This window comes from Cobetia sp. 3AK (genome assembly GCF_029846335.1).
GTDB classification, from domain to species: Bacteria; Pseudomonadota; Gammaproteobacteria; order Pseudomonadales; family Halomonadaceae; genus Cobetia; species Cobetia marina.
In genome coordinates this window covers 296,788-323,651 of record NZ_JARWKR010000004.1, presented here as the reverse complement: position 1 = coordinate 323,651, position 26,864 = coordinate 296,788, and the positions used below count along the sequence as shown (strand labels likewise).

The 26,864-nt window shown below is 61.3% G+C and carries 23 protein-coding genes; 18 read left to right on the top strand and 5 right to left on the bottom strand.

The annotated features are described in order from the left end of the window. Positions 1-155: 155 nt before the first annotated feature. The 11 genes from ruvC to QD228_RS07935 all read left to right on the top strand — a co-directional run bounded on the left by ruvC (position 156) and on the right by QD228_RS07935 (position 9,677). Positions 156-734 carry a crossover junction endodeoxyribonuclease RuvC gene (gene ruvC, locus QD228_RS07985; RefSeq protein ID WP_077376507.1) on the top strand — a complete coding sequence of 193 codons (579 nt, stop codon included), beginning with the start codon at positions 156-158 and terminating at the stop codon, positions 732-734. Between the two features lie 408 nt (positions 735-1,142). Then, the gene (ruvA, locus tag QD228_RS07980; RefSeq protein ID WP_077376504.1) at positions 1,143-1,757 is read left to right on the top strand and encodes a Holliday junction branch migration protein RuvA; all 615 of its coding nucleotides are present in this window, start codon (positions 1,143-1,145) and stop codon (positions 1,755-1,757) included. Between the two features lie 204 nt (positions 1,758-1,961). Beyond that, positions 1,962-3,005, top strand: a complete 1,044-nt coding sequence (gene ruvB, locus QD228_RS07975) for a Holliday junction branch migration DNA helicase RuvB (protein ID WP_077376500.1) — start codon at positions 1,962-1,964, stop codon at positions 3,003-3,005. Further along, positions 3,002-3,451: a tol-pal system-associated acyl-CoA thioesterase gene (ybgC, locus tag QD228_RS07970; RefSeq protein WP_254696483.1), complete on the top strand. Its 450-nt coding sequence runs from the start codon at positions 3,002-3,004 to the stop codon at positions 3,449-3,451. Before ruvB ends, ybgC begins: the two co-directional genes overlap by 4 nt. 178 nt (positions 3,452-3,629) lie before the next feature. Further along, positions 3,630-4,307, top strand: a complete 678-nt coding sequence (tolQ, locus tag QD228_RS07965) for a protein TolQ (RefSeq protein ID WP_191236995.1) — start codon at positions 3,630-3,632, stop codon at positions 4,305-4,307. Positions 4,308-4,321: 14 nt separating this feature from the next. Further along, on the top strand, positions 4,322-4,768 hold the full coding sequence (gene tolR, locus QD228_RS07960) for a protein TolR (protein WP_077376494.1): 447 nt from the start codon (positions 4,322-4,324) through the stop codon (positions 4,766-4,768). Between the two features lie 3 nt (positions 4,769-4,771). After that, positions 4,772-5,983, top strand: coding sequence for a cell envelope integrity protein TolA (gene tolA, locus QD228_RS07955; protein ID WP_279875043.1), 1,212 nt, complete (start codon positions 4,772-4,774; stop codon positions 5,981-5,983). Beyond that, positions 5,980-7,272: a Tol-Pal system beta propeller repeat protein TolB gene (gene tolB, locus QD228_RS07950; RefSeq protein WP_077376488.1), complete on the top strand. Its 1,293-nt coding sequence runs from the start codon at positions 5,980-5,982 to the stop codon at positions 7,270-7,272. The genes tolA and tolB overlap by 4 nt, the downstream gene beginning before the upstream one ends. Positions 7,273-7,342: 70 nt before the next feature. Beyond that, the gene (gene pal / locus QD228_RS07945; protein ID WP_065392600.1) at positions 7,343-7,852 is read left to right on the top strand and encodes a peptidoglycan-associated lipoprotein Pal; all 510 of its coding nucleotides are present in this window, start codon (positions 7,343-7,345) and stop codon (positions 7,850-7,852) included. 138 nt (positions 7,853-7,990) lie between these two features. Beyond that, on the top strand, positions 7,991-8,761 hold the full coding sequence (ybgF, locus tag QD228_RS07940; protein WP_077376485.1) for a tol-pal system protein YbgF: 771 nt from the start codon (positions 7,991-7,993) through the stop codon (positions 8,759-8,761). Between the two features lie 151 nt (positions 8,762-8,912). After that, entirely contained in the window at positions 8,913-9,677 is a 765-nt protein-coding gene (locus QD228_RS07935) for a YciK family oxidoreductase (protein WP_077376482.1), read from the top strand. Positions 9,678-9,813: 136 nt separating this feature from the next. Here QD228_RS07935 and QD228_RS07930 read toward each other — a convergent pair whose 3' ends face one another. Together QD228_RS07930 and ubiG are read right to left on the bottom strand one after the other, a co-directional pair. Next, on the bottom strand, positions 9,814-10,500 hold the full coding sequence (locus QD228_RS07930) for an HAD-IA family hydrolase (protein ID WP_279875042.1): 687 nt from the start codon (positions 10,498-10,500) through the stop codon (positions 9,814-9,816). Continuing rightward, positions 10,497-11,213, bottom strand: a complete 717-nt coding sequence (gene ubiG, locus QD228_RS07925) for a bifunctional 2-polyprenyl-6-hydroxyphenol methylase/3-demethylubiquinol 3-O-methyltransferase UbiG (protein WP_103751442.1) — start codon at positions 11,211-11,213, stop codon at positions 10,497-10,499. The genes QD228_RS07930 and ubiG overlap by 4 nt, the downstream gene beginning before the upstream one ends. A 271-nt stretch (positions 11,214-11,484) precedes the next feature. Between ubiG and mtnA the strand changes: the two genes are divergently transcribed. The 3 genes from mtnA to QD228_RS07910 all read left to right on the top strand — a co-directional run bounded on the left by mtnA (position 11,485) and on the right by QD228_RS07910 (position 15,009). Further along, positions 11,485-12,603: an S-methyl-5-thioribose-1-phosphate isomerase gene (mtnA, locus tag QD228_RS07920; RefSeq protein WP_279875041.1), complete on the top strand. Its 1,119-nt coding sequence runs from the start codon at positions 11,485-11,487 to the stop codon at positions 12,601-12,603. A gap of 231 nt (positions 12,604-12,834) precedes the next feature. Beyond that, positions 12,835-13,719: a UTP--glucose-1-phosphate uridylyltransferase GalU gene (gene galU / locus QD228_RS07915; RefSeq protein ID WP_077376470.1), complete on the top strand. Its 885-nt coding sequence runs from the start codon at positions 12,835-12,837 to the stop codon at positions 13,717-13,719. A gap of 3 nt (positions 13,720-13,722) precedes the next feature. Beyond that, positions 13,723-15,009 (top strand): nucleotide sugar dehydrogenase, encoded by a 1,287-nt coding sequence (locus tag QD228_RS07910; RefSeq protein ID WP_141391654.1) that lies wholly within the window; start codon positions 13,723-13,725, stop codon positions 15,007-15,009. A gap of 103 nt (positions 15,010-15,112) precedes the next feature. Here QD228_RS07910 and QD228_RS07905 read toward each other — a convergent pair whose 3' ends face one another. Continuing rightward, positions 15,113-16,237 (bottom strand): alcohol dehydrogenase family protein, encoded by a 1,125-nt coding sequence (locus QD228_RS07905; RefSeq protein ID WP_279875040.1) that lies wholly within the window; start codon positions 16,235-16,237, stop codon positions 15,113-15,115. A 261-nt stretch (positions 16,238-16,498) separates the two neighbouring features. Next, entirely contained in the window at positions 16,499-17,083 is a 585-nt protein-coding gene (locus tag QD228_RS07900) for a Fe-Mn family superoxide dismutase (protein WP_065392414.1), read from the bottom strand. Between the two features lie 607 nt (positions 17,084-17,690). On the opposite strand from QD228_RS07900, the gene QD228_RS07895 reads away from it, so the two are divergent. The 3 genes from QD228_RS07895 to QD228_RS07885 all read left to right on the top strand — a co-directional run bounded on the left by QD228_RS07895 (position 17,691) and on the right by QD228_RS07885 (position 25,429). Continuing rightward, complete coding sequence (locus QD228_RS07895; RefSeq protein ID WP_279875039.1) at positions 17,691-18,830, top strand: hypothetical protein; 1,140 nt, start codon at positions 17,691-17,693, stop codon at positions 18,828-18,830. A 187-nt stretch (positions 18,831-19,017) separates the two neighbouring features. Beyond that, a complete protein-coding gene (locus QD228_RS07890; protein WP_279875037.1) occupies positions 19,018-21,099 on the top strand; it encodes an autotransporter assembly complex protein TamA in 2,082 nt (693 codons plus the stop codon). Positions 21,100-21,259: 160 nt separating this feature from the next. After that, positions 21,260-25,429, top strand: a complete 4,170-nt coding sequence (locus QD228_RS07885; RefSeq protein ID WP_279875036.1) for a translocation/assembly module TamB — start codon at positions 21,260-21,262, stop codon at positions 25,427-25,429. A gap of 158 nt (positions 25,430-25,587) precedes the next feature. On the opposite strand, the gene QD228_RS07880 is transcribed toward QD228_RS07885, so the two are convergent. Further along, positions 25,588-26,064 (bottom strand): YchJ family metal-binding protein, encoded by a 477-nt coding sequence (locus QD228_RS07880; protein WP_279875035.1) that lies wholly within the window; start codon positions 26,062-26,064, stop codon positions 25,588-25,590. A gap of 49 nt (positions 26,065-26,113) precedes the next feature. Between QD228_RS07880 and msrA the strand changes: the two genes are divergently transcribed. Next, positions 26,114-26,752: a peptide-methionine (S)-S-oxide reductase MsrA gene (gene msrA / locus QD228_RS07875; RefSeq protein WP_077376454.1), complete on the top strand. Its 639-nt coding sequence runs from the start codon at positions 26,114-26,116 to the stop codon at positions 26,750-26,752. Positions 26,753-26,864 lie beyond the last annotated feature (112 nt).

The following is a 26,864-nucleotide window of genomic DNA, read 5'->3' as shown; positions in this document are numbered from 1 at the left end:
CCGGCAAGGCGGTGTGAGACTGTTACCTGCAGATGATGCAGGCAATGACAGTGTCGCACCGCCTTTTTTGTGGCATTGTGGCTGGTTATATACACAGTAAGCAGGAAAGACGACAGGGATGGAGAGGCAATGAGTGTGAGACGTGAGGCGGTGGCATGATCATTCTTGGCATTGATCCGGGGTCACGCCTGACCGGTTACGGCGTACTGGACGTCTCGGCGGCTCAGCCCCGCTATGTGGACAGTGGCTGCATCCGCATGTCCCAGGTCAGCCTCGACCAGCGGTTGGCGCAGATCTACGCCGGTATCAGTGAAGTGATTGCCATGCATCGCCCGGCGGAGTTCGCCATCGAGCAGGTCTTCATGTCCAAGAATGCCGACTCCGCGCTCAAGCTCGGTCAGGCACGTGGGGCAGCCATCGTGTGTGCGGCGAACCACGGCCTGCCGGTATCAGAGTATGGGCCGCGACAGATCAAGCAGGCTGTCACGGGATCGGGTGCAGCAGACAAGGCGCAGGTCCAGCATATGGTGACCCATACGCTCAAGCTCTCTGCAACGCCTCAGGCGGATGCCGCGGATGCTCTGGCCATCGCGCTGACACATTGCTTTGCACGCATGCGACTGACCCCGAGCAGCGCGCAGCTGGAGGCGTTGGGCCTGGGGGCGGGTGCAGGGCGCAAGAGTACCCGCGCACGACGCAGCAGTAGCTGGCGTGACTTTGAACCGGGCAAATGAGGTGTCTGCCGGTCACGTAGGGTCTGAAGAGTGTCTGGTCAGGGGCTGAAGAGAGTGGGGAGTAGACTCCGGCGTGTGCCGAAGACGGCCTCTACAGGCGAGAAGTGACAAGCCCGCTTGCGCCAGATACGCTATCGTTATCAATAAATTCCAATTTTTCAGTCACTTGTAGGCTTGTTTTCACGATGTCAGGCAGCATCTTGCGTTCTGCTGGCATCCGCATGCTGCCTGCATCTGGCCTCATGGCAACAAGTGACTGTCAGATTCATGCGACAAAATCGTCGTGACACTCGGACATGCCGCCTGCACGTTATCTTTGGTAGGCTTGCCCGCATCGCAACAACCCGTGCCGCCTGACACCTGATGTGATGAGCAGGCGGCACTGAAGACTCAAGGACAGCCCGAAACATGATTGGACGTCTGACCGGGCGTTTGCTCGAAAAGCAGCCGCCTCATCTGGTACTCGATGTACAAGGTGTGGGCTATGAACTTGAAGCCTCCATGAATACCTTGCTGGGTCTGCCGGCTGTCGGGGAGGACTGTCAGCTGTTCACCCATCTGGTCGTGCGTGAAGACGCCCAGTTGCTCTATGGCTTCGGCAAGGAGCCGGAGCGTCGTCTGTTCCGGGAATTGATCAAGATTTCCGGGGTCGGGCCGCGCTTGGCGCTGGCGATTCTCTCGGGAATGGAGCAGGCCGATTTCATTCGCTGCGTGCACGACGAAGACAGTCGGGCACTGACTCGCTTGCCCGGCGTCGGCAAGAAGACGGCGGACCGCCTGATCATCGAGATGCGCGACCGGCTCAAGCATTGGACGATTCCGCAGGACGATGGTCTGTCGGAAATGGCGCGCGCTTCGCAGCCACAGCCGCCGGTTACCCATCCCCTGGCCGACGCCGAAGCCGCTCTGGTCGCGCTGGGCTACAAGCCGGTCGAGGCGGCCAAGATGCTCTCGGGACTCGAGACAGGTGCCTCCACGGAAGCCCTCATCAAGGCGGCGTTGGCCCGCAAGATGGCCAGCTAGCGCACGTGTCTCGTGCCTGATAGCGTGAATGACAGAATAGGCACGATCTGATTGGATTTATTGACTAGGGAATGGCCGGCGACTGGGGTAGAAAGTGCGCGCTTGATTGCATTGGCGCAAGATCATTTCACTGCCTCGGTCTCACCGCCTCTCGCCACATGATTCATGTCTGCAGCATGAGTCATCAGGAGCTGAGCAAGCATCATGATGGAGTCGGATCGACTGATCTCCGCGGCCACGCATGATCCGGAAGAACGGATCGATCGCGCCAATCGGCCGCGAACGTTGAATGAGTATATCGGTCAGCCGATCGTGCGCGAGCAGATGGAAATCTTCATCAGTGCCGCTCGCGGTCGTGGCGATAGCCTGGATCACACCCTGGTATTCGGGCCCCCGGGACTTGGCAAGACCACTCTGGCACACATCATTGCCAGTGAGATGAGCGTGGACATCAAGTCGACGTCCGGACCGGTTCTGGAGCGGGCAGGTGACCTGGCCGCCATGCTGACGAATCTTCAGGAAGGCGATGTACTGTTCATCGACGAGATCCATCGCCTGTCACCGGCGGTCGAGGAAGTGCTGTATCCGGCGATGGAGGATTATCAGCTGGATATCATGATCGGTGAGGGCCCGGCTGCCCGCTCGATCAAGCTGGAACTGCCACGATTCACTCTGGTGGGGGCGACGACCCGGGCTGGTCTGTTGACCGCGCCCCTGCGAGATCGCTTCGGAATCGTTCAGCGCCTCGAGTTCTACGATATCGAGTCGCTGACCGGTATCGTCTCGCGCAGTGCGAAGCTGTCAGGCATGGAAGTGGAGATGGATGGCGCGCGCGAGATCGCACGACGCTCGCGAGGGACGCCGCGTATCGCCAATCGGCTGCTGCGGCGGGTGCGTGACTTTACCGAGGTGCGCGGCGATGGCCGTCTGACGCTGGATGTCGCGGACAAGGCGCTCAACATGCTCAATGTGGATAGCCACGGGCTGGATCATATGGATCGCCGGTTGCTGCTGTCGATGATCGAGAAGTTCGATGGCGGGCCCGTCGGTGTGGATTCGCTGGCGGCCGCCATCGGCGAGGAGCGCGATACCATCGAAGATGTGCTGGAGCCCTATCTGATTCAGCAGGGCTTCATGATGCGAACGGCGCGTGGGCGCGTGGTGACCAGTTCCGCCTATCAGCATTTCGGCATCACACCGCGTGAGACCCAGGCGCGTCTGACGCCGGGTGGGCAGGAGGACGCATGATGTCGTCTCTGCAGACATCCAGACCCGGCGAGGAAACGTTGACTGAGCAGACGGGCGATTTTCATCATGCGGTGCGGGTCTATATCGAGGATACCGATGCGGGTGGCATCGTCTATTACGTCAATTACCTGCGCTTCATGGAGCGCGCACGCAGTGAATGGCTGCGCGCACGTGGCTATTCCCAGCAGACACTTCTGGAGCGCGGTATCCAGCTTGTCGTGCACAGTGTGGCCAGTCGCTATCATCGTCCTGCGAGACTGGATGATCTGCTTCAAGTCACGGCAACGGCAGGTGAATTGCGTGGCGCGCGCCTTGTCTTTCATCAACAGGTGATGAAGGACGGGGTGATGTTGAGTGATGCCGAGGTGGTGATTGCCTGTGTCGATGCCAGCACATTGCGTCCGCGTCGATGGCCAGTGGAATTGCTGAACGCTCTTGAGGTCTGAGTCACCGATACCAGATTGACCGAGAGTCGCCGTGGTCAAGGCGTGAACGAGTGAGACGCCGTTGCAGCCATCCTTCTGGTCGGATGTCAGGCGACGGAGTCGGACGAATGTTAAGGGTGTCGCCTCACCGGCGGCACTGACTGAACCAAGTAAAAGAGGGATTTCCGTGGAAGATTCGATGTCGATCATTTCGCTGTTCGCGAATGCCAGCCTGGTGGTGCAATCCGTCATGTTGCTGCTGTTGGCGGCTTCCATCGCCTCCTGGGTAGTGATCTTCCAGCGGGGGATGGCATTGTCACGAGCGAAACAGGCGTATACCGCCTTTGAAAAGCGTTTCTGGTCCGGAGTGGATCTTAATCACCTCTACCGTGAATTGCCCAATGAAGAAGAGGCGACGCCGGGTGCTGCAGGCGTCTTCCGTGCAGGCTTTCGTGAGTACAGTCGTCTCAAGCCCAAGTCCAGCAATGCCGATGCGGTGATGGACGGCGTTCAGCGCAGCATGCGTGTCACGCTGTCACGCGAGGAAGAACGTCTCAATATCCATCTTCCGTTCCTTGCCACCGTCAGCTCCGTAAGCCCCTATGTGGGTCTGTTCGGGACGGTGTGGGGCATCATGGGCTCTTTCCAGGCACTGGGGACTGCACAGCAGGCCACTCTGACCACTGTCGCTCCCTGGATTGCAGAAGCGCTGGTCGCCACCGCCATGGGGCTTTTTGCCGCGATTCCGGCAGTCATCTTCTATAACCGTCTGGCCAGCCGTGCCGATCAGCTGCTGGGCCGTTATGAAGACTTCGCCGAAGAGCTTCACTCCATTCTGCATCGCAATCTGCACGGCCGTGGCAGCAACGACGCCTGAAAGGAGAGTCGAGCATGAAAGGACCTTACAGCCGGGGGCACAAGCGCAAGCTGTCCTCTGAAATCAATGTGGTGCCCTTCATCGATGTCATGCTGGTGCTGCTGGTCATCTTCATGATCACCGCGCCGATGATGACCCAGGGGGTACAGGTCGAACTGCCCAAGGTCACCTCCAAGCCCATCGACAATCCTGATGACGTGACACCGCTGATCGTCTCGCTGGATGACAGCGGCAACTACTACATCGATCTGGGCTCTGATCAGGACAAGCGGACTCCCGTCGCCCTGGATGACCTGGGCAGCAAGGTGGCCGCCATCGTGTCGGAAAAGCCCAAGACACCCGTGCTGGTCAAAGGCGCCAAGACAGCGCCATATGGTGATGTGATGGGGCTGATGAGCACTCTGCAGGGGGCGGGCGTTCCCAATGTCGGGCTGATTTCAGAACCGCCGAACGAGGGCTGATGGATGAGTCAGCCGGAAATCGAAAAGCGGGCAGGCTATGGATTACCCGTCGTGCTGGCCGTGGGTCTGCATGTGGTCATCCTGGTACTGACCCTGGTGAGCTGGCCTGAGTCCGAGCCGGATCAGAGCAGCACGACCATCGTCAACGCGACGCTGGTCAGCACCGAAACGACGACCAATCAGCCCCAACAGGCCAAGGCCAGCAAGGCGCGGGACGCCGCCGAAGAGGCCGATGAGCGTCAGAGCGCCAAGGAGGAGGCCTCCCGGGAAGCGGAGCGCGCTGCAGAACAGCAGAAGAGTGCTGCGCGCGAGAAAGCCGCGCAGCTCAAGGCAGAGCAGGCCAAGGCAGAGCAGGCCAAGGCTGCCGAGCAGGAGAAGGCGGCACAGGCCAAGGCGGCTGAGCAGTTGAAGGCGGAACAGAAAGCGGCTGCCGAGGCGGCAGACAAGGCCAAGGCAGATGCAGCGCGTCGGGCGGAAGAAGCCAAGGCGATTGCGCTTGAGCGCAAGAAGGCTGAAGCTGAAAAACAGGCCAAGGCAGACGCCTTGAAGAAGGCGGAAGCCGAAAAGGCGGCCAAGGCCAAGGCGGAAGCGGAGAAGGCTGCCAAGGAAAAGGCAGCCGAGGAAGCGCGCAAGAAAGCCGAGGCGGAAAAAGCCGCGAAGGCCAAGGCAGAGGCTGAAAAGGCGGCCAAGGCCAAGGCGCAGGCTGAAAAGGAAAAGGCAGCCAAGGCAGCCGCCGAGAAAGCAGCGAAGGAAAAGGCGGCCAAGGAAAAGGCAGCGGAAGAGGCTCGCAAGAAGGCAGCCGCGGAGGCCGCGCGCCAGAAAGCGCTTGCCGAGAAGGCAGCACAGGCATCTGCCGGGTCACTGGATAGTCTGATCGACAGCGAAAGTGACGCCATCAGTGGGGCCAAGCAGGCCGCACAGGCGGCCAATGGCTTTGAGAGTCTGCTCAAGAAGTATGTCGGGCAGAACTGGAATCGGCCTTCAGGTACCGTACCCGGCATGACGGTGACGCTGCGCGTCTCATTGCTGCCGACAGGGGAACTTGTTTCGGCTGCGGTCAGCAAGAGCAGTGGCAATGCCGCCTTCGATCGCTCGGCGATTCAGGCGATACAGAAAGCAGCACCGTTTACCGAGATGCAGGACCTGCCGGCTTCAGCCAAGAGCCAGTTCCGCAACTTCAATCTGTACTTCAATCCAGAGGACCTGGGCCGATGAGACGAGTGACTACATGGATGATGGCAGCCGCCATGCTGGTCGTGACCAGCATGGCGCGAGCGGACCTGACCATCGAGATCACCAAGGGCAATGACAGCGCGACGCCGATCGCCGTGGTGCCGTTCGAGAACCTGACGGGGGGAAGTCTCCCTCAGGATCTGGCCCGTATCATCTCGGATGATCTGGCGCGCAGCGGCCAATTCGAGCCGATCAAGCGTGACAACCTGATCGCGCTGCCGGGGACTACCCAGGATGTCTTCGTCAATGACTGGAAGCGTCTCGGCGCCAGCTATCTGGTGGTCGGGCAGGTCAAGAATGCGAGCAGCGGTGGCTACAGCATTCAATACGAGCTGATGGATGTGCTCGGGAACAAGCGCATGCTGGGAGAAGTCATCACAGGCAGTGATGGCCAGTTGCGTTCGCGCGCCCATTACATGAGTGATGAAATATTTGAGGAAATCACTGGAATTCGCGGTGCTTTCTCGACAAAAATCGCCTACATTACCGCCAATGGCGTGGGTGACAACATTCGTTTCGCACTGTATGTTGCCGACTCGGATGGCCATGGTAGTCAGGAGATTCTTGCATCCGATGAACCGATCATGTCTCCTGCATGGTCGCCGGATGGAAAGAAACTGGCGTACGTGAGTTTCGAATCAGAACGGCCTGCGATTTATGTTCAGGAGCTGGGAAGTGGTCGTCGTGCCAAACTGACCGGTTTCCGTGGCATCAATGGTGCTCCGGCCTGGTCTCCGGATGGCCGCAAGTTGGCGATGGCATTGTCAAAGGATGGTCAGCCCGAGATTTATGTGATGGATATCGCGTCACGCAAATTCCAACGTCTGACCAACAATCCTGCGATCGATACCGAGCCGGACTGGCTGCCGGATGGCAGTGGCATGGTCTTCACGTCTGATCGTGCCGGCTCGCCGCAGATCTATCGTCTTGATCTTTCCGGTGGTACTGAACGCGTGACGTTTACCGGAAACTACAATTCCCGTGGGCGTGTGTCGCCCGATGGGGAAACCCTGTTCATGATCAATCGCTCCGGCAACGGTTATCAGGTTGCCAAGCAGGATCTGAAGAGTGGTCGAGTGACATCCCTCACGGATACTCAGTGGGATGAATCTCCAAGTGTTGCACCGAATGGCACTATGGTGATATATGCCACTCAGCAAGGAACCCGTGGGGTCCTGGGCGAGGTCTCGGCAGATGGAAGAGCACAATTTTCCCTGCCGTCACCACAAGGCGAAGTGCGTGAACCTGCGTGGTCGCCGTTCCTGAACTAAACCACTAGAATGCATCCGAGTCACAAAGAAAGGCTTGGCATTCGTTTTCATTAGAGCAAGGAGTTTTACAATGCAGTTCACCCCGTATGCAAAAGGTCTGTTGGTTGCCCTGTCCCTGAGCGTCATGGCCGGTTGTTCCAGCAGCGGTGGCGCCCAGGACGGCGACATGGATTCAGCCAACAGCGGTGCCAACACTGCCGGCATGAACTCTGGTGCCAACACCAACGGCAACCAGATGAGCAACGCTTCCATGCCTGACGTGCGTACCATCTACTTCGCATTCGACAAGGACACCATCCGTCCTGAATTCGAAAGCGTCCTGATGGGCCACGCCCAGTACCTGAAAGCCAACACCAGCGCCAATGTCGTTCTGGAAGGCCACGCTGATGAGCGCGGTACTCGTGAATACAACCTGGGTCTGGGCGAGCGTCGTGCCAAGTCTGTCGCACGCTTCCTGACCGTTCAGGGTGTGTCTCCGTCCCAGATCGAGATCGTCTCCTACGGTGAAGAGCGTCCGGCCGTTCAAGGTCACGGCGAATCTTCCTATGCCAAGAACCGTCGTGTGGTCTTCGACTACTGAGTTCGGCAATCTCTCTGAGGTCCCTGCGGGATAACAGAGACGCTTGAAACTTGTGTTGAGCAGGCCTGAGTCGCAAGGGCAACCTTGAGGCTCGGGCCTTCTCGCACGGCAACATGATGATTCGGCGGAGCCGACAGCATGAAAGACAGCCTGAAATGGTTGTGCGGTGTGGGAGCCCTGGCGCTTCCGTTGTCAGTTGCAGCCGCACCCGCAGTGGAAGACCTTACCGTACAGTCCAACTCGCTTTATCAGCAGGCCAACACTCGCTTGAGTGGTGGCGGCACCCTGACCCTTCTCAACCAGCTTGATGAGCAGGCCCAGGAAATTGCGCGGCTGCGCGGGCGTGTCGATGAACTGGAATATCAGTTCAAGCGACTCACCGAGATGTCGCAGCAACGTTACCTGGATCTGGAGCAACGTGTTTCGGGAACAAGTCCAGCCGGTGAGAACGGTCAGGAGGTCGATGCGCAGACCGCAGCCGCGGTCAGTGGTGGTGCGGGCAGCAATGCCAGCAGCGCCAATGCCTCCAGTGGAGGGGATGCCCAGAAGGATTACGAGAACGCCTTTGCCAAGGTGCAGTCGCGTGATTTCGACGGAGCGATCGATGCCTTTGAATCCTTTGTGGTGGATCACGGGGATTCCAATCTCGCGGCCAATGCCCATTATTGGTTGGGGGAATTGTATTCCGCGAAGAATCAACTGGATGCTTCTGCCCAGGCCTTTGATACTGTCATCAGTGAGTTCTCGCAATCCAGCAAGGTGCCGGATGCGATGTACAAGCTGGGACTCGTCAAGGCGCGGCAGGGCAAGGCGCAGGAAAGTCGCAAGTTGCTCGAGGAACTGGTTCGCCAGTACCCCGACAGCAAGGCCGGCGGAATGGCCAAGGATTTCCTCGCCTCTGGCGCATGACGCCAGATGATGATGACAAAGCCCGCACTTGTTGACTGACAAGGCGGGCTTTGTGCGTTCTGACATGCGCCCGCATGTCATCGATACACCTCAGGCCTTGCCCTTCGGGTCAGCCTCTCGGCAAGGCCAGCGTTCAGGACGGGATATCCTCATGGCGGAATGCAAGATCGATTATCAGGCACCAGCGGATCTGCTGAAAGGGCGAATCATTCTCGTGACTGGTGCAGGCTCGGGCATCGGTCGTGAAGCAGCCATTGACTATGCCAGGCATGGCGCGACCGTCATCTTGCTGGGGCGCACCATTGCCAAGCTCGAGGAAGTCTATGACGAGATCGAAGCATTGGGGGCTCCTCAGCCAGCGATCTACCCGCTGAACTTCGAAGGGGCCACGCTCAAGGATTACCAGCAGATGGCGGAAACGCTCGACAAGGAATTCGGGCGACTCGATGGGGTGCTGCACAATGCCAGTCTGCTGGGCAAGATCACTCCGTTCGAGCAGTATGATCCGGCGTTGTGGGAGCAGGTCATGCAGGTCAACATCAATGGGCCTATCTGGATGTTGCAGGCGCTGCTGCCACTGCTGAAAGCGTCTCGGGATGCGTCCGTGGTGCTGACGAGTTCCAGTGTCGGCCGCAAGGGGCGTGCTTTCTGGGGGGCCTACAGTGTCTCGAAGTTCGCCACCGAAGGCTTTTCACAGCTCTTGGCACAGGAACTCGAGAATACCAGTCAGGTCCGCGTGAATACCCTCAATCCCGGTGGGACTCGAACGTCGATGCGCAAGTCGGCCTTCCCGGCGGAAGACCCGGATACCCTGCGTACGCCAGCCGACATCATGCCAAGCTACCTGTGGCTGATCGGTCCGGAGAGTCGTGGCCGCACCGGCGAGATGTTCGATGCCCAGCCGCCCAGGACGTGAGATGTCCGAGCGGGTGACAGTGACGAGCACTTGATGGTGAGAAGTTGTCACTGACAGGATTGCCTGCAATGAAAACGCCGACGGCCATGGCCGTCGGCGTTTTCATTGGCAGGGCGTCAGGGTATCGCGCGCCGCGTCAGCGCAGTTCCGCTGCGCGCAGAGCGGCATTGATGACTTCTTCCGAGGTGTCGAACCACACATCGGCAGGCCAGGCGTCCACATCATCCCCGTCGCGGACGTAGCCATAGCGCACGGCGACCGCCAGCATGCCCGCCGCGCGCGCCGCCTGCATGTCGCGATCATGATCCCCGAGATACCAGCATCGTGACGGTTCGACGCCGAGGAGGCGGGCCGCCTCCCACAATGGCTCAGGATGGGGCTTCTTGACGGGCAGGTCATTGGCGCACAGCAGACAGCCCGGAGTGAGCGCCAGGGACTCGATCAGCGGCTCGGCGAACTGACGCGGCTTGTTGGTCACGATCCCCCAGGGCAGGCCGTTGCGCTGACAGATCTCGATCAGGGCGTCATAGCCCGGGAACAGCTCGCTGTGGGCCGCGACATCACGGGCATAGAAGTCCAGCAGGCGTGTACGCTCCTCGGCATGCGAGGGATGATCGATGTCGTGACCCAGCGCCAGTCTCACCAGGGCGCTTCCGCCATGCGAGACCTCGGCGCGAATCACCTCATAGCTCAGTTCCGGCAAGGCATGATGGCTACGCAGCTCGTTGGTCGCACGCGCCAGGTCCGGCGCAGTGTCCACCAGGGTGCCATCGAGATCGAAGATCAGCGCAGCGGGACGGGGCAGTGCGGCCGGCAGACTCATGCGAGTTCGTCTTCCGTCGGGCGGCGCGTATGCATCAGATAGTTGACGCTGAGGTCGGCGGTGTTGAGGCGATATTTCCGGGTCAGCGGGTTGTAGGTCATGCCGGTGGAACCCTCCATCTTGAGGCCCGCTTCACGCGTCCAGCGGCCAAGCTCAGCCGGGCGGATGAACTTGCGGTACTCATGCGTGCCGCGTGGCAGCATCTGCAGCAAGTACTCGGCACCGATGATCGCGAAGGCGTACGCCTTGGGATTGCGATTGATGGTCGAGAAGAACACCTTGCCTCCCGGCTTGACCAGTCGCGCGCAGGCGTTGATCACCGAGGAAGGGTCAGGAACATGCTCGAGCATCTCGAGACAGGTCACGACATCGAACTGTCCCGCCATTTCCTCGGCGGCAGCTTCTGCGGTGGTCTGGCGATAATCGACTTCCACACCGGATTCCAGCTGATGCAGGCGTGCCACTGACAGCGGAGCTTCGCCCATGTCGATCCCGGTCACGGTGGCGCCACGGTGTGCCATGGCCTCGGACAGGATGCCGCCGCCACAACCGACATCGATGACTCGCTTGCCCGCGAGTCCGGCATGGGTGTCGATGTAATCGACGCGCAGCGGGTTGATGTCGTGGAGTGGCTTGAACTCGCTGTCGCGGTCCCACCAGCGGCTGGCGAGCGCGGAGAATTTGGCGATTTCGCTGGCATCGACGTTGCCCAGATGATCCGGGGCAGTGGAATCTTGCTTGGCGTCGCTATGGCTCATGATCGGATCCTTACCGTTACGGAAGTGCATCGCAAGCATGCACGCCCCTGTACAGACGCGTCACCCTCGGGCACGATTCCTCCATTCTAATCCGCCTGTCGTCGCGGGTCAGCGGTAACTGCAAAAAACTCGTCATGACGGGAACTTGCAGATGGCCTCAGCCATTATCGCGCCGCGGTGTTCTCCAGTGCGAACCCCTTTGTCCGTGAGCCTACAGGGAAGTGTCATGAGCCTGATTCCAATTCGCTGGCTGACCCAGTCAGACAATGCCACCGGTAGCGACGAAGATGCCTTGCCGCGACTGGCACTGCTGGATCAACGTCTGCTGCCGGGCGAGACCCGAGAGATCGAACTGCGGGATGCAGACGGCGTGGCTCGCGCCATTGCCGACATGGTAGTGCGTGGTGCACCGGCCATCGGCATCGCGGCCGCCTATGGTGTGGCACTGGAGGCGGTTCGCGCCGCACATGAGGGCGGGGCATGGGGGGCGCGTCTGGAAGCGGCCTGCGAGGTTCTGGCGGCTTCTCGGCCGACGGCGGTCAATCTGTTCTGGGCGCTGGATCGCATGCGTACGGTGATCGCTGCGCACGCCACGCGTGAGCTTGCCCCCCACGAGGCACTGTTGCGGGAAGCCGTGCGCATTCATGAGCAGGATCTCGAGGACAATCTGCGCATGGCGGAATTCGGTGCGCAGGTGATTGCCGCGTCCCTGCCGGCCGACACCCCCCACTGTGAGGTGATGACCCACTGCAATACCGGTGCGCTGGCGACTGGGGGGCACGGTACCGCCCTGGGCGTGATTCGCACGGCGTATGCTCAGGGGCTGATCAGCCGCGTCCATGTCAACGAGACGCGCCCCTGGTGGCAGGGGGCTCGACTGACCGCCTGGGAACTGGTGCAGGAAAAGATTCCCGCCCGACTGGCCGTGGAGGGGGCCGCCTCGCTGATCATGCAATCCAGGGACGGCGATGACGATGTGCGCTGGTTGATCGTCGGTGCGGACCGCATCGCGGCCAACGGCGACACGGCCAACAAGATCGGCACCTTCTCCCTGGCGGTCCAGGCGCGTGCCCATGGCGTCAAGGTGATGGTGGTGGCGCCCCTTGCCACCTTCGATGCCAGTCTGGACAGTGGGGCCGCCATCCCCATCGAGACTCGCGATGCCGATGAACTGCGTCAGGCAGGAAATCGCAGGATCGCTCCCGATGAGATCGAGGTCTTCAATCCGGTCTTCGATGTCACACCGCATGAGTATATTGATGCCATCGTCACCGAGCATGGTGTGGTAGAGTCGCCCGATAGCGACAGTGTGGGCGCCCTGTTGGGGCGCGCCCAGCGTCGCTGAGAAGGCACCCTGTCCGCGGAGCGAAGGCTTCGCGTGGACTGGCCCGTCATGGACGTCTCAGACAGCCGATCTGACGGGCCAGTGTGGAAAATCTGCGGTCAATTCGCACTTTTTTGCCAAACTGGCATAATCCCTGCCTAGATTTCAGGACGGTCGCCATCTCGTCCGGGCGGCAGTAACTCGGTAGAGTCGTCACGATCTGCCATGACATAGACACAAGGAAGACGCTTCATGATACGCAAGGCTGTATTGCCTGTTGCAGGTCTCGGAACTCGTTGCCTGCCGGCCTCCAAGGCCATCCCCAAGGAAATGATCACCATCGTCGACAAGCCGGTGATCCAGTATGTGGTGGAAGAAGCGGTTGCGGCGGGTATCAAGGAAATCGTCCTGGTCACCCATTCCAGCAAGAATGCCATCGAGAACCACTTCGACAAGCACTTCGAGCTCGAGACGACTCTGGAAGCCAAGGGCAAGTTCGAGCTGCTCGAGGAACTTCGTCACATCATTCCGGATGACGTCAAGATCATCAGCGTGCGTCAGCCGGAACCGCTGGGTCTGGGCCATGCGGTGCTGTGTGCCAAGCCAATCGTCGGAGACGAGCCTTTCCTGGTGATGTTGCCGGACGTGCTGGTCGACGGCGAAGGTCTCGAGAAGAATGACCTGGCGCGGATGATGGAGGCCTATGAAGCCACCAATGCCGCCCAGATCATGGTCGAGAACGTGCCCCAGGAGATGGCCTACAAGTACGGTATCGTCGCCATCGATGGCGAGACGCCGGAAGCGGGCAAGTCCGCGATGATCAGCGGGATGGTCGAGAAGCCGGCACCGGGCACCGAACCCTCCACTCTGGCGGTGATCGGTCGTTACCTGCTGCCGGGTCGCATCTTCGAGTTGCTCGAGAATACCCCGCCGGGTGCCGGTGGCGAGATCCAGCTGACCGATGCCATCGATACCCTGCGCGATGACAAGGCGGTCGCCGCCTATCGCATGGCCGGTGATACTTATGACTGCGGCCATCAGCTGGGCTATCTGGAAGCCACCATTTCCTTCGCCAAGCGTCACCCGAAATTCGGGGAAGGCTTCCGCGAGCTGATGACCCGCTATCAGGAGAAATGAGCCATGCAGGTGCTGGTGCACGGAAGCGAACTGGCGGCTGCCACGGCCAGTGCCGCCTTGGCGAGTGTCGGCCACAATGTCTGGTGGTGGCCGCATGAAGACATGGACTGGGAGTCACTGGACCGGGTCGACTGGCTGAACAGTGAGCCGGGCCTGCGAGAGCGGCTGGACCGCCACGTCGAACGTGGCGATCTGACGCTGGTGAAGGGGCTTGGTTCACTGCGTCGCATCGATGTGCACTGGGTGGCCGTCTCGCCGGATCAACGTGAGGGGGCTCTGGCGCGTATCGAGCAGGTCGTCGCGACACTCGCGGAGCCGACGGTGCTGGTCAACAATTCGACCTTCCCTGTCGGGACCACCGAGCGTTTCGAGGCGCTGCTGTCGCGGGATGATCAATATGCGGTGGCCTTGCCGGACATGCTGGAAGAGGGGCGCTCACTGGCGACCTTCGAGCGCCCCGCGCGCTGGTTGCTGGGCAGCGAGTCCGAGGTCGCGACACGTCGCGTCCAGGAGCTTCTGCGCGCCTTCAATCGTCGGGAAGATGTCTTCCAGATCATGCCGCGCCGCGCCGCCGAGCTGACCAAGCTGGCCATCAATGGCATGTTGGCGACCCGGATCAGTTACATGAACGAAGTCGCCGGGCTTGCGGATTCCCTCGAGGTGGACGTCGAGTACGTGCGCCAGGGCATGGGCGCCGATCCGCGCATCGGCTTCGGCTATCTGTATCCGGGCTGTGGCTTCGGTGGTCCCAACTTCTCGCGCGACCTGATGCGTCTGGCCGATGTCCAGCATGAGACCGGACGTGAATCGCTGCTGCTCGAGCATGTTCTCGACATCAACGAGGCCAAGAAGGAGACGCTGTTCCGTAAGCTGTGGCAGCACTTCGATGGCGAGCTGCGCGGTCGCACCATCGCCATCTGGGGGGCGGCGTTCAAACCGGGCACGGCGCGTATCGACCATGCGCCGGTGTTGACGCTGCTCGAGGCGTTGTGGGCTCAGGGCGTGCGCGTTCGTGTGCATGATCCGGCGGCGCTGTCCGCGTTGGGCGAGGCCTGTGGCGCACACCCCTTGCTGGAGCTGGTCGATGGCAACATGTACGACGCCCTTGAAGGGGCGGACGCCCTGATGCTGGTCACGGAATGGAAGTGTTACTGGAATCCGGACTGGCAGCGTCTCAAGCGTGAGCTGGGCGCGAAGCTGGTGCTGGACGGTCGCAATATCTATGACCCCAGCTACGTGGCCAGCCAGGGGCTGACCTACCGAGGCATCGGGCGTCGCGCGACGCCGTGACACCGTCTCGGCACCTGACGAATGTGCATGACATTCGCCTGGCATGAAAAAGGCCCCATCCGGCAACGGATGGGGCCTTTTCCTTGGTCACTCCTGTGGCTCATCAGGCCCAGGGCTCAAGCACGAACTTGCCGACATGGGTCTTCTCGAGGAAGGCCTTCTGGGCCTTGGCGATATCCTTCAGCGGGAAGCTCGCCGCGATCAAGGGGCGAATCTCCCCGCGCTCCACGTAGCGCACGAGATTGGGGAAGGTCGCCTTGCACCAGGCGGTGGTGCCCAGCAGGCGGAGATTCTTGAGGTACAGATCACGCAGGTCCAGGGTGACCATGGGCCCGGCGATGGCGCCGGTGGTCACCAGCCGGCCTCCACGTGACAACAGCTTGAGCATCACCGGGAAGTCATCGCCGGCGACATTGTCGACCACCAGATCGACGGATTCCTGCCCGAGTTCGGCGACCAGGTCCGCATGGCGATCAAACAGTCTGTCGACCCCCAGCGTGCGCAGGGCCTCATGCTTGGAAGCGCCTGCCACTGCATAGACGATGGCGCCACGTCGCTTGGCCAGTTGCAGGGTGGCGGAGCCCACGCCGCCCGACGCGCCGGTGACCAGTACGCGTTCGCCGGACGTGAGCTCGGCCTGTTCCAGCATGTTCTCCGCTGTGCCATAGGCGCAGGGCAGTGAGCCCAGTTCCACGTCGCTCCAGTCACATTCGACCGGGAAGACGTCACTGGCCCGGATACTGACGAATTGCGCGAAGGCGCCATCGAAGTCAGAGCCCATCCATTCGTTTTCCAGTGACTCCCAGCCTGCACTGCGCATGCAGGCCCGCACCAGTACGCGCTTGCCGAGCAGCGCTGTGTCGGCACCTTCGCCGAGCGCGACCACTTCACCGCAGCAGTCGGTTCCCTGGATCAGGGGGAAGGGCGTCTCGCCTTTCCAGCCACCTTCAGGCGGGACCGGCTTGTCGATTGTCGTCTCGCCAGGCGAGGTGTCGTGCTGGCTGCTGGCCTGGTTCGTGGCCGTGGTGATGCTGGAGGAATACCAGCCAAGGCGCGTATTGATCTCGGTATTGTTCATGCCAGCCGCCAGTACCTTGATCAGCACTTCCCCCTTGTCTGGCACAGGGACAGGCCGCTCTTGCGCCTCGAGGCGTTCATAGCCGCCGTGGCCGGTGGTCACGATGGCGAGCATGGTGTCGGGTAACGAGGAGGTGATATCGGATGGCATGACGTTCCCTCTGAGGATGACGGAAGAGTAGAGTGAATGTTCTACCTTGCAGGCTAGCAAATGGCGAGGCGGCATGTCATCTGCAAGCGCGCTTCGTAAAGGATCATCAGGCGATAGGGGAGCCAGAAACCAAAAGACCCCGCCGATTGGCGGGGTCTTTCCTTGCACCATCCTCTCACTCGAACGTCACTGTCAGGTCATATCATCCATGACGTCTGATGTGAGAGTGAAGTGAAGGTGCCATCACTCATGCCGGGTGTCTCAGGCTGCGAAGTTCTGTGCAGCGAAGTCCCAGTTGATGATGTTCCAGATGCTTTCCAGATACTTCGGACGCGCGTTGCGGTAGTCGACGTAGTAGGCGTGTTCCCAGACGTCGACGGTCAGCAGCGGGGTCTGGCCTGCCTTGGCGATCGGGGTGTCTGCGTCGTCAGTGTTGACGATTTCCAGCTCGCCCTGAGCGTTCTTGACCAGCCAGGTCCAACCGGAACCGAAGTTGCCGGCAGCGGAAGTGTTGAAGGCTTCCTTGAAGTCAGCGACGGAGCCCCACTTGGCCACGATGGCATCTGCCAGCGGGCCTGTCGGCTCGCCACCACCGTTCGGAGACAGGCAGTGCCAGTAGAAGGTGTGGTTCCACACCTGAGCTGCCTGGTTGAACAGGCCGCCCTGAGCGCTCTGGATGATGTCTTCCAGAGACTTCTCTGCGTCCGCAGTGCCTTCGACCATGCTGTTGAGCTTGGTGACGTAGGCCTGGTGATGCTTGCCGTAATGGTACTCAAGGGTCTCGGCGGAGATGGTCGGCTCGAGTGCGTTCTTTTCGTACGGCAGTGCCGGGAGTTCAAATGCCATGGGGGATAAGCTCCTTTTCCTCACCAATAGAATCTTGCTCTGACTTCGTTGGGGCAGGCATGAAGGCTTTCAAGCCTCCTTCAGTGTTCTCTTCGACGTCAGGCGACGAGGAGACAATCGCCAGGGATCCATTCAGCCAGCACATGATGGAAAATGTGCAATTAGCGTGAAAAACCTTGTGAATCCAGATAGCTACGAAGCCAGAGGCTGCGAGAGTCGCAGTGCTTTGCACTATAGCACTCGTGTTCCTGCAGGCCAACGCCGCCGGGACCTGCTGGCGGGAAAGCACCGAAGGATGTCGGTGAGCGATGTCAGGCATCGCGGGCGACGTCGCCGTCTGGCGGTAAGGTACAGTGCGGTTACATGAGAGGGACCGCGGGCCGTGCTGCCGGGGAACCTGATGAGATGGCCGGGGTCTGCTGTTAGACTCGGCAGAGCCGGCAACTTAAAAACCGGCCAGTCAATCAGCGGGATACGGGCGTTTTCCCTCCAGGTGTCGCATGAGGCTCGGGCCTTGCCGCGGATGATGCCGACGCCTGTCGCTGGAACCTTGAGTCGATGTGCCAGTCATGGAGCCAGTATGCGGCAGGACACTACGGAACCTTCGATGGACAATTCCCGGGATGAATCACTGATAGCACGGCGTGATGAAGCGCTGGCCCGTCATCCTGATGCAGCCCCGCCCCCGCGTCGTTGGCCGCTGTGGGTGTGCGTGCTGGCACTGGGAGGAGTGGTCGCCTGGCAGCAATGGCAATTGCAGCAGCTTCAGGACATGCGAGGCCAGCAGAGTGATCAGCTGAGTCGTCAGGTCTCGGGACTCAAGGGCGATGTCGAGAACGACGCCCGGCTGCTGGGGGATGTGGATGAGCGGCTTGCCCAGCTCACCACGCGGGTGGACGAGTCGCTGAGTGCGCGCATCGACGGCCTCACGCAGACCGATGAATCCCTTGCCGACAGCCTCGCTGAACAGCAGGCCGCCTGGCGGGAGCGTCTTGCCGCGCTCTCGGACACGCTGACGGCATCGCAGGACGCGCAGGCGAGTCGTCTCGCAGCGCTTGCCGAGTCCACCGAGGCCCAGCTCGAGGGACTACGCCAGGCGGGTGACAACCGCACCACCTTGCTGAGTGCCTTGCAGGGCTCCGTCAGTGCCCTTGAGTCCTTGAGCCGGGATGGGCGTGCGACGCTCAAGGCACGCCTCGACGCACAGGCTGACACCCTGGCCCATCTCGAGACCGAGCTCAAGGCAGTCGAGCAAGCGCAGCAGCAGTCGCTGCCCCGACTCGAGCAACGCCTGAGCGATCAGTCCAGCCGCCTGGATCAGCAGGCCGCGCAGCTTGAGCGTCTCGCCTCGCAGTGGGACGCCCTCAGGCAAGCGCAGGATGAGGCGACGACAGAGGATCGCCAGGCAAGCTCGCAGGCGCTGACGGCCTTCAAGCAGTCCCAGCAGGAGGCGTTGGACGCGTTGCGTCGCAAGCTCGAGCAGCAGCAGGCGTCCCTGACGGGGCTGGTGGACGCCCGGCTCGCGCCGTTGAGCAAGACCCAGACGTCGCTGTCTTCCCAGCTGGGGGAGCTGCGACGCCAGCAGACGGCGCTCAGCGCCGGGCTGGAAGCCCTGGGTGAGGCGTCCACGCAGGATGAGCAGCTGCGCTCCCTGGATGCCAGCCGTCGGCAGTTGAGTGGCCGCGTGGCGTCCATGTTGAGTCAGCTGTCCCGGTTGGAGCAGCGAGTCGCGCGCCTGGAGCGCTGAGCAGTGATGGAATCCTGGAGGGTCACGTACCCGTGAAGGACACGAACCTCCCCGAACCGGCCTGCGGCAGATGACATATGGTCAGTAACAGTGATGGACAGTACTCGCATGAGTACCTAACAAGGGACGTGCAATGAGTGGCGACAAGAATGGGAGAGCGGGTTCGCTCGAGCCTCGAGGCAAGGTGTTGAGCAACGACGCTGCACGCCGCTATCTGCGCTGGAGCAAGCCGCTGGTCCTGTGCACCGGCCTGCTGCTGGCACCACAGGCATTGGCGCTGGATGCCGCGGTGAAAGGGCTGAAAGGCGCCGCTGCCACCAACGTGGTCAATTATCTGGCGGGGCTGACGTTGGAGGAGGATGTCCCGGCCGAGCGCTACGAGGACGAGATCATCCGGCGCATCCAGGAAGCGCTGCAGGCCTTCGGTTACTACGATGCCCAGATCACTCTCCGCTATCCCGAGAAGGGGTTGCTGGGGGGCGATGATGTGGTGGTGACGGTGGATGCCGGTGAGCCGGTCACCATCGAGACACTGGAGCTGCGACTCGAGGGCGACGCCGCGCGCGACAAGGTCATGAAGCAGGCGCTGGCCGATGCCAACCTCGAGGAAGGCGATGTGCTGCGTCACTCACGCTACGACAGCCTCAAGTCGACTCTGGCGTCGCTCAGTCTCGAGCGCGGCTATTTCGATACCTCCTTCTCCCAGCAGCGCATCGAGGTGCGCCCCTGGTTGCACTCGGCACGCATCTATCTGGTCATGCAGAGCGGTCAGCGTTACCGCTTCGGCGATATCACCTATCTCAACAGCCAGATAGAGCTGGATCGCGTCAAGGCCATGCAGCCGTTCCAGACGGGGGATTATTACGAAGCCGGCAAGCTGACCCAGTTCAACCAGCGGCTGAGTGAGGCAGGCTGGTTCCGCTCGGCCGCCATCAAGCCACAGCTCAATCCGGGCGCCGAACTCAAGACCACCAGCCCTGACAGCAAGATCAAGACGCGCAATGTCAAGACAGCCTATGCCGAGGCACAGGGGTATGAGGGGTCATGGCTTGCCGATGTCGAGCGGACTGACGTCGAGCAAGACAGTCAAAAAGGCAGTGAGAAAGACCGTGACACAGAGACGAATCGTCGTGCTGGCGCGTCCTCACGATCAGCCTCGTCGGTGCCTCCCGGGCAGGCGACCTTGGCCGCCGGCGGTGCTGCGAGTGAAGCGGGTACTGATCAAGCCTCCGGCAGCGACACGCCGGTACTGACTGGCGATGCGCTGGAGGCGGCGGTCAAGACGGCCAACGGTCCCATCATTCCCGTGGATATCAGCCTGATTCCCGCCGACCGCCACAAGTTCGAGACGGGCATCGGTTACGCCACGGATGTCGGGCCACGCCTGCAGTTCAGCTGGGAGATGCCGTGGGTCAATCGCTATGGCCATAGCATGACCAACAGCCTGTTCCTCTCCTCACCGGAGCAGACCTTCGAGGGTGAATACCGCATGCCATTGGCTGACCCGCTCAAGGACAGCTATGTGCTGGAGTACGGGGTGGCCATCGTCGACGACGATGATGAGACCAGCAATGAAACGACAGTGCGTTTCGGGCGTGAGTGGAAATTCGACAATGGCTGGCAGCAGAAGATTTACCTGGGCGCGAGCTATGACGACTTCACCATCGCCTCAGATACTGGTCAGGTGTTTCTGCTGTATCCGGGGGTCAGCTGGACGCGGACACGAACTCGTCCCAAGGCCTTCCCCATGTGGGGGGATCGTCAGAAGCTGACGGTAGAGTACGGCAATCAGATCTGGGGATCTGATGAAAACTTCGTGTGGACCCAGTTCGATACCAACTGGATCCGCTCCATCGGCAACAATCACCGTTTCGTGGCGCGTGCCGGTATCGGTAATCTCGACACCGATAACTTCCACGGCATGCCCAACTCCAAGCGCTTCTATGCTGGCGGCGACAGCAGTGTTCGCGGTTACTCCTACGAGAGCCTCTCGCCGGAAGATGATGACGGGGATGATGAAGGCGGGAGTTCCCTGCTGACCAGCAGTCTGGAATATGACTACCGCCTGACCGGTGACTGGTGGGGCGCGGCCTTCTATGACGCTGGCAACGCCTTCGATGGCTGGGATGCCCTGGAGCTCAAGACGGCGGCGGGCATGGGGATTCGCTGGATCTCCCCAGTGGGCCCGATTCGCCTCGATATCGCTCATCCCTTCGATGACGATGACAACGATTATCGCATTCACTTCTCGATCGGGCCGGAGTTCTGATCCGCAGGTCTGATCCGCAGGTCTGATCAGGGGGCGAGACGGAGTGCCTCCTGAAGCCGGGAAGTGTGATCGCTGTATGGACGCGTGATCGGCTCTCAAGCGCAGCAAGCGCCTGTTCAGCTCAATCAGCTGGGTGGGTGAGCTGATAAAAGATATGGAGATGTTGGAATTGTCTAATCCCTATGTACGTCGGGGCGGCCTGATCATCCGGTTGCTGATATGGCTGCTCGTGTTCCTGATCGGGCTGACGATGCTGCTGGTCGGGGGCGTGTTGTCCCCGTGGGGCACAGGGCTCGTGCTCGATCAGGCACGCTCACGTGGCTTCATCGATTATTCGCAGGCCTCAGGTTCACCGCTGGAAGCGCTGTCGCTCAAGGACGTCTCGCTGGACCTGCCGGGGCTGGCCGTCAACGCCGACTCCCTGTCGCTGGCCTGGGGGGAAGACTGTCTGCTCCAGGGCAAGCTGTGTCTCGAGTCGCTTGAGTCCAGCGGGCTCGCTATCACCCTGAGTGATAGCGGTGCCAGCGAGGAGCCTGAGCCAGAGAGCGGTGAGAGTCTCAACCTGCCCATCGTGGTGCCGATTCCCATCGAGGTGCGCAAGGTCGCCATTGATGACTTCGCCCTGTCGCTGGCGGATGGCAGTCGCGTCACCTTCGATCACTTCCATACCTCGGCCGCGCTATCGGTGAGTACGCTGACGCTGGGCGAGACACGCCTGATCACCAGTCGTTTCATTCCGGCTGATGCCGTCGCGGCTCAAGCGACGTCTGACACTGTGGGTCTCGAGGGGGTGAGCCTCACGCCTGAGGCGCAGCAAGCGGCGAGCGCAGTGGTCAACGCTCAGAGGGTGGCGCCTCAAGCCGAGACCGCCGCCAGGGCCATCTCGAACAAGGCCATCACGGATGATGCCGCAGAGCCGGCTGGCAAGACTGCAGACAAGACCTCAGATGAGACAGCGCAGGCCGGGCGCATCGCCTTGCCGGAGGTCTATATTCCGCTGACCATCGAGGTCCCTGATCTGGCCATTGAAGACTTTGCGCTCAAAGGGCCGAGCCCGTATGAGGTCAGCCGTCTGTCGCTGGCGCTCAAGGCGGAAGGGCATGACATCACGCTCTCGCGTCTCGAGGTCGACTCGCGTGACATGAATGCCGATCTCGTGGCGCAGGTCACGCTCAAGGACGAGTATCCCCTGAGCGCCACGCTCAATGCCGAGACCCTGATCGACCCCGTGCGTCATGAAAGGCTGCGCCTGTCGCTTGAGGGCTCGCTGGCGGATCTTGAGGCCTCTCTCAAGGCCGACGGACCACTGGCCGCCGAGCTTGTGGCTAGCGCGGATGTGCTGGACAGTGATCTGCCCTTCGAGGCGCGTCTGAGCGCCGAGCGGATCACCTGGCCCCTTGCCGCCGCCAGTGACGCAGCGGGTGATACTGCTCTTGCGCCTCAGAAAGAGGCCCAGACTGCGCATCAGAACAACGCAGCCAAGCACATCGCCAAGAGCCAGTCTGCCTCCTTCACGCCTGACTATCTCGTCGAGAATCTGGCACTGGTCGCCAAGGGCTCACTGTCAGGCTATACGACCACGCTGGATGCCATCATCGAGGGCCGTGACATTCCGCGTGCCACCGTGTCATTGGCAGGCGACGGCGATCTCGAGCATTACCGTTGGCAGCCGCTCAAGATCGCGCTCAAGCGGGGCTCCGCGACGACCCGCGGTGAGATCCAGTGGAAGGAAGGACTCCGGGTCGTGGCCCAGCTGGCGCTCGACAAGCTGCATCCCGAGGATCTGCTGCCGGCCCCGACCGGTGGCGGGCAGAAAGCCGTGCGCGGTGAGCTGAGCGGCAATCTCGCGGCCAGCTTCCATCAGCCACTGCAAGGCCCGTGGGCCGTCGATGTCAGCAAGCTGGATATCCATGGCACCTTGCTCGAGCGGCCGCTCACGCTGACCGGCAAGCTTTCAGGCAATGCCGACATGCAGTGGAACGTCGACGCGCTGGAGCTGCGCCAGGGGCAGAACCGCCTGAGCGCCAACGGCAAGATTGCCAAGACCATCACGCTTGCCGCCAATATCGATTTCCCGGCGCTCTCGACCCTGATGCCGGATGTCGCGGGTGAGCTCAAGGGCAAGATCGATGCCACGGGCACCCTCGACAAGCCGCGACTGGCGAGCAACTTCACGGGACGACGCCTGCAGATCGGGGAGAATCGTATCTCCGACATGGCGCTGTCTGCCGGGGTCGATGCCCGCAAGCGTGGTGTGGATGACCCGGCACTGGATATCGCCCTCAATGCCGACGGCGTTCGGGCTGGCGGCCAGCAGATCGCGACGGTCGCGCTGACGCTGGGGGGCTTCCTGAGCGATCACACCTTGCAGTTCGATACCGAGATGGCCGGCGAGATGCCATTGTCCCGTCTGGGACTGACCCTCAAGGGCGGGCTCGACAAGGCGCGTGAGCATTATCGTGGGGCGTTGTCTCCGCTGACGGCGAATACCGACTTCGGGGACTTCAACTTCGACACGCCGGCACGCTTCGATGCCAATCTCGCCAAGGGCAGCGTGCTGGTGCAGCCATTCTGTCTGAGTCGGGAACAGGGGGGGCAGATCTGTGTCGCCGAGCCCTTGAGTGCGGGCAATGACGGCCAGGCCGTGGTGACGCTCGAGGGGATTCCCCTGGACATGGCCCAGAGCGCCATGCCGGAGAGCTGGACCATCGGTGGTGCCACGGGCGGCAAGATCACGGCAAGCTGGAAGCAGGGTGGCCAACGCTGGAATGCGGATGCGGAGCTGGCAGGCAAGTTGACACTGGCCGGGGAAGACGCCGATGGCAATGCCTGGTCGCTGCCGGAAACCACCTTGCAACTGGCGTTGGAGGCCACGCCCGAGAAGGCTGATCTCGATACCCAGATTCGCCTCGACAGTGCTGGCGGCATCGGGCTCACCGTGTCGGTCCTCGACCCGGCGGGCGCAGGTCAGCTGGATGGCTCGCTGGCCATCCGCGACATCGATCTCTCACCGTATCGTCCGCTGGTGGCGGGCATGACTCAGCTGGAGGGCAAGCTGGCGGGTGACGTCAAGGTCGGCGGCAATCTGAGCCTGCCGTCGCTGACCGGCCCGATCGCGCTGACCGGCGTCAAGGTACAGGGTGAGGGGCTGCCGGTGTCGCTGTCGGATGCCCAGTTCACCGTCGACTTCGATGGCAACAGTGCCGATATCGAAGGGTATCTGGTGGGCAATGATGCGCGCTGGGGTATCGATGGCGAGGCGGCCTGGCCGACCCTGGATGACTGGACGGCGGCAGTGAATCTCGACGGTGCGAAGAATCCGCTCGAGCTCAATATCGCCGGGATCGGGCGCATGCGTGTCGCACCGGATCTCGAGATCAATGCCAGCCCCACGCTGCTCAAACTGCGAGGTGACGTCAATGTGCCGTGGACACGCATCGAAGTGGATCAGGTGCCGCCGTCTGCCGTGTCACCCTCCAGTGACACCATCATCATCGAGCGCCCCAGTGATGAGGACACCTCCAACCCGGCTGAGCTGGCGGATGGCAGCGATACCGCCAAGGCGCTCAATGAGGCCGGCATGGCGCTGGATGTGAGGATCGGTATCCATATCGGGCCAGATGCTCGTCTGGAGGCGATGGGGCTCAAGACCAGGCTCAGAGGCGATCTCGATGTGCGTCAGTCCAAGGGCGGCGTGCAGGTCTTCGGTGAGGTCAATCTCGTCGACGGGACCTACAAGAGCTTCGGGCAGGACCTGCAGATCAGCAAGGGGCAGGTATTGCTGGCCGGTCCGCCCTCGAGTCCGCGTCTGAATATCGAGGCGATCCGTGATCCTGACAACACCGAGGACGACGTGACCGCAGGGGTGCGTGTGACGGGGCTTGCCTCCTCACCCAGCATCGAGATCTTCTCGGACCCGACGATGGATGAGTCATCGGCACTGAGCTATCTGCTGCGCGGCGAAGGCCTGGACAGTGATACCAGCAGTGACAGTGCGGTCACGTCCGCCTTGATCGGCATGTCGCTGGCGCAAAGTGGCCAGGTGGTCGGACAGATCGGGGAAACCTTCGGCGTGAGGGATCTGAGTCTGGACAGTTCCGGCAGCGGGGATGACAGCCAGGTGGTGGTCAGCGGCTATATCGCCCCGGATCTGAAGCTCAGTTACGGCGTCGGGCTGTTCTCGCCGATCGCGGAGCTGACGCTGCGCTACAAGCTGTTCCGCAATCTGTATGCCGAAGCGGTGTCCGGTACGGCGCAGGCCGTGGATCTGCTCTACAGCTTCTCATTGGGTCGCAGTGAACTGGCGCCCAGAGTCGGCAAGGACAGATGACACGCCAGGCCAATTGATTGCCACAGATTCAGCCCCCATCGATAGCGTCGGTGGGGGTTGTTTCGTTTTGCAGGGCGTTTCGCAGGGCGCGTCTTATAGGGCTTGCAGGGCTTATGCCAGAGATCGTGCGCGTCAGCACCAGGCGCTGATGGTCAGCGTCATGCAGTGCAGCAACGCTTGATCTTCTTGCCGCTGCCACAGGGGCACAGGTTGTTGCGCCCTGGCGTCAATGTCTGCCACTCGGCATCACCGTCGACATAACGCCAGTGATGACCATCATGATGAAATCGGCTAAGTTCCTGCAATCGTTGGAACTTTCCCTGCTCGAAGAAGGAGGCGTGAAAGCGTACCATGCCGGTATCGGCATCTTGTCCGCTGTCCAGAATCTCCAACGCCAGCCATTGCGGGCCAGCACCTTCCAGGTCGGCGCGTGCTGGGCAATGTGCCGCGTCCCAGCTGTCGATGAGGAAGTCGCTCAGCGAGAGGCAGAAGGCACTGTAGCGGGCGCGCATCAATTGCTCAGGGCGTTCGGCGCGGGTGATGTCCGCATGAATCGGCTGACAGCAATCGACGTAGCGTCGTGCCTCAGCGGTGTTGGGCTGGCAGGGGCAGATCTTGAGGGGCAGAGATGACATCATTGAACCTATACACGATTGCACGACGCGACACAGGAGAGAGTCCGCCATGTGGAAGACGCAAGACAAGCAGGCCATTCCCTCGGCAGAAGATGCCTTGCCGGGGCGCGAACAGCCGCTGCAGATAACGGGTACCCATCACGTCAATGGGCGCTCGATTGTACCTCCCTATCCCCAGGGATGTGAGGAGATCGTGCTGGGACTGGGATGTTTCTGGGGCGCGGAGCGTCTGTTCTGGCAGCTGCCGGGCGTCGTGGTGACGGCCGTCGGGTATGCTGGCGGCCATACGCCGAACCCCACCTACGAGGAGACCTGTACCGGCAAGACCGGACACACCGAAGTGGTACGTGTGGTGTTCGATCCGACGGTCATCGGTCTGCCGGAAATCCTGCGTGCCAGCTTCGAAGCGCACGATCCGACGCAAGGCATGCGTCAGGGCAATGACATCGGTAGCCAGTATCGCAGTGCGATCTACTACGTCGATGACGCGCAGCGTGAGATCGTCGAGAAGAGCCTGGCGGATTATCAGCAGGCGCTCAATCAGTCCGGTCTGGGACGGATCACCACCGAGGTCGCTCCGCTCGAGACATTCTATTACGCGGAAGATTTCCATCAGCAGTATCTTGCCAAGAATCCGGGCGGCTATTGTGGCCTGAAGGGCACGGGGATCAGCTGCCCGATCGGCTAGCTGGCGGGCGGCGAGCGCATGTACGGTCTGCCCTGATTGCGCTGCCCTGAAGAAACGCGAAAGCCTCATGGTGACCGTCAGCACGACGCCAGCCATGAGGCTTTCTGGTTGC

Bases quoted from the DNA above. Each gene is read 5' to 3' on its own strand.
- ruvC (WP_077376507.1), top strand. From the start codon at position 156: ATGATCATTCTTGGCATTGATCCGGGGTCACGCCTGACCGGTTACGGC.
- ruvA (WP_077376504.1), top strand. From the start codon at position 1,143: ATGATTGGACGTCTGACCGGGCGTTTGCTCGAAAAGCAGCCGCCTCAT.
- ruvB (WP_077376500.1), top strand. From the start codon at position 1,962: ATGATGGAGTCGGATCGACTGATCTCCGCGGCCACGCATGATCCGGAA.
- ybgC (WP_254696483.1), top strand. From the start codon at position 3,002: ATGATGTCGTCTCTGCAGACATCCAGACCCGGCGAGGAAACGTTGACT.
- tolQ (WP_191236995.1), top strand. From the start codon at position 3,630: ATGTCGATCATTTCGCTGTTCGCGAATGCCAGCCTGGTGGTGCAATCC.
- tolR (WP_077376494.1), top strand. From the start codon at position 4,322: ATGAAAGGACCTTACAGCCGGGGGCACAAGCGCAAGCTGTCCTCTGAA.
- tolA (WP_279875043.1), top strand. From the start codon at position 4,772: ATGAGTCAGCCGGAAATCGAAAAGCGGGCAGGCTATGGATTACCCGTC.
- tolB (WP_077376488.1), top strand. From the start codon at position 5,980: ATGAGACGAGTGACTACATGGATGATGGCAGCCGCCATGCTGGTCGTG.
- pal (WP_065392600.1), top strand. From the start codon at position 7,343: ATGCAGTTCACCCCGTATGCAAAAGGTCTGTTGGTTGCCCTGTCCCTG.
- ybgF (WP_077376485.1), top strand. From the start codon at position 7,991: ATGAAAGACAGCCTGAAATGGTTGTGCGGTGTGGGAGCCCTGGCGCTT.
- QD228_RS07935 (WP_077376482.1), top strand. From the start codon at position 8,913: ATGGCGGAATGCAAGATCGATTATCAGGCACCAGCGGATCTGCTGAAA.
- QD228_RS07930 (WP_279875042.1), bottom strand. From the start codon at position 10,500: ATGAGTCTGCCGGCCGCACTGCCCCGTCCCGCTGCGCTGATCTTCGAT.
- mtnA (WP_279875041.1), top strand. From the start codon at position 11,485: ATGAGCCTGATTCCAATTCGCTGGCTGACCCAGTCAGACAATGCCACC.
- galU (WP_077376470.1), top strand. From the start codon at position 12,835: ATGATACGCAAGGCTGTATTGCCTGTTGCAGGTCTCGGAACTCGTTGC.
- QD228_RS07910 (WP_141391654.1), top strand. From the start codon at position 13,723: ATGCAGGTGCTGGTGCACGGAAGCGAACTGGCGGCTGCCACGGCCAGT.
- QD228_RS07905 (WP_279875040.1), bottom strand. From the start codon at position 16,237: ATGCCATCCGATATCACCTCCTCGTTACCCGACACCATGCTCGCCATC.
- QD228_RS07900 (WP_065392414.1), bottom strand. From the start codon at position 17,083: ATGGCATTTGAACTCCCGGCACTGCCGTACGAAAAGAACGCACTCGAG.
- QD228_RS07895 (WP_279875039.1), top strand. From the start codon at position 17,691: ATGGACAATTCCCGGGATGAATCACTGATAGCACGGCGTGATGAAGCG.
- QD228_RS07885 (WP_279875036.1), top strand. From the start codon at position 21,260: ATGTTGGAATTGTCTAATCCCTATGTACGTCGGGGCGGCCTGATCATC.
- QD228_RS07880 (WP_279875035.1), bottom strand. From the start codon at position 26,064: ATGTCATCTCTGCCCCTCAAGATCTGCCCCTGCCAGCCCAACACCGCT.
- msrA (WP_077376454.1), top strand. From the start codon at position 26,114: ATGTGGAAGACGCAAGACAAGCAGGCCATTCCCTCGGCAGAAGATGCC.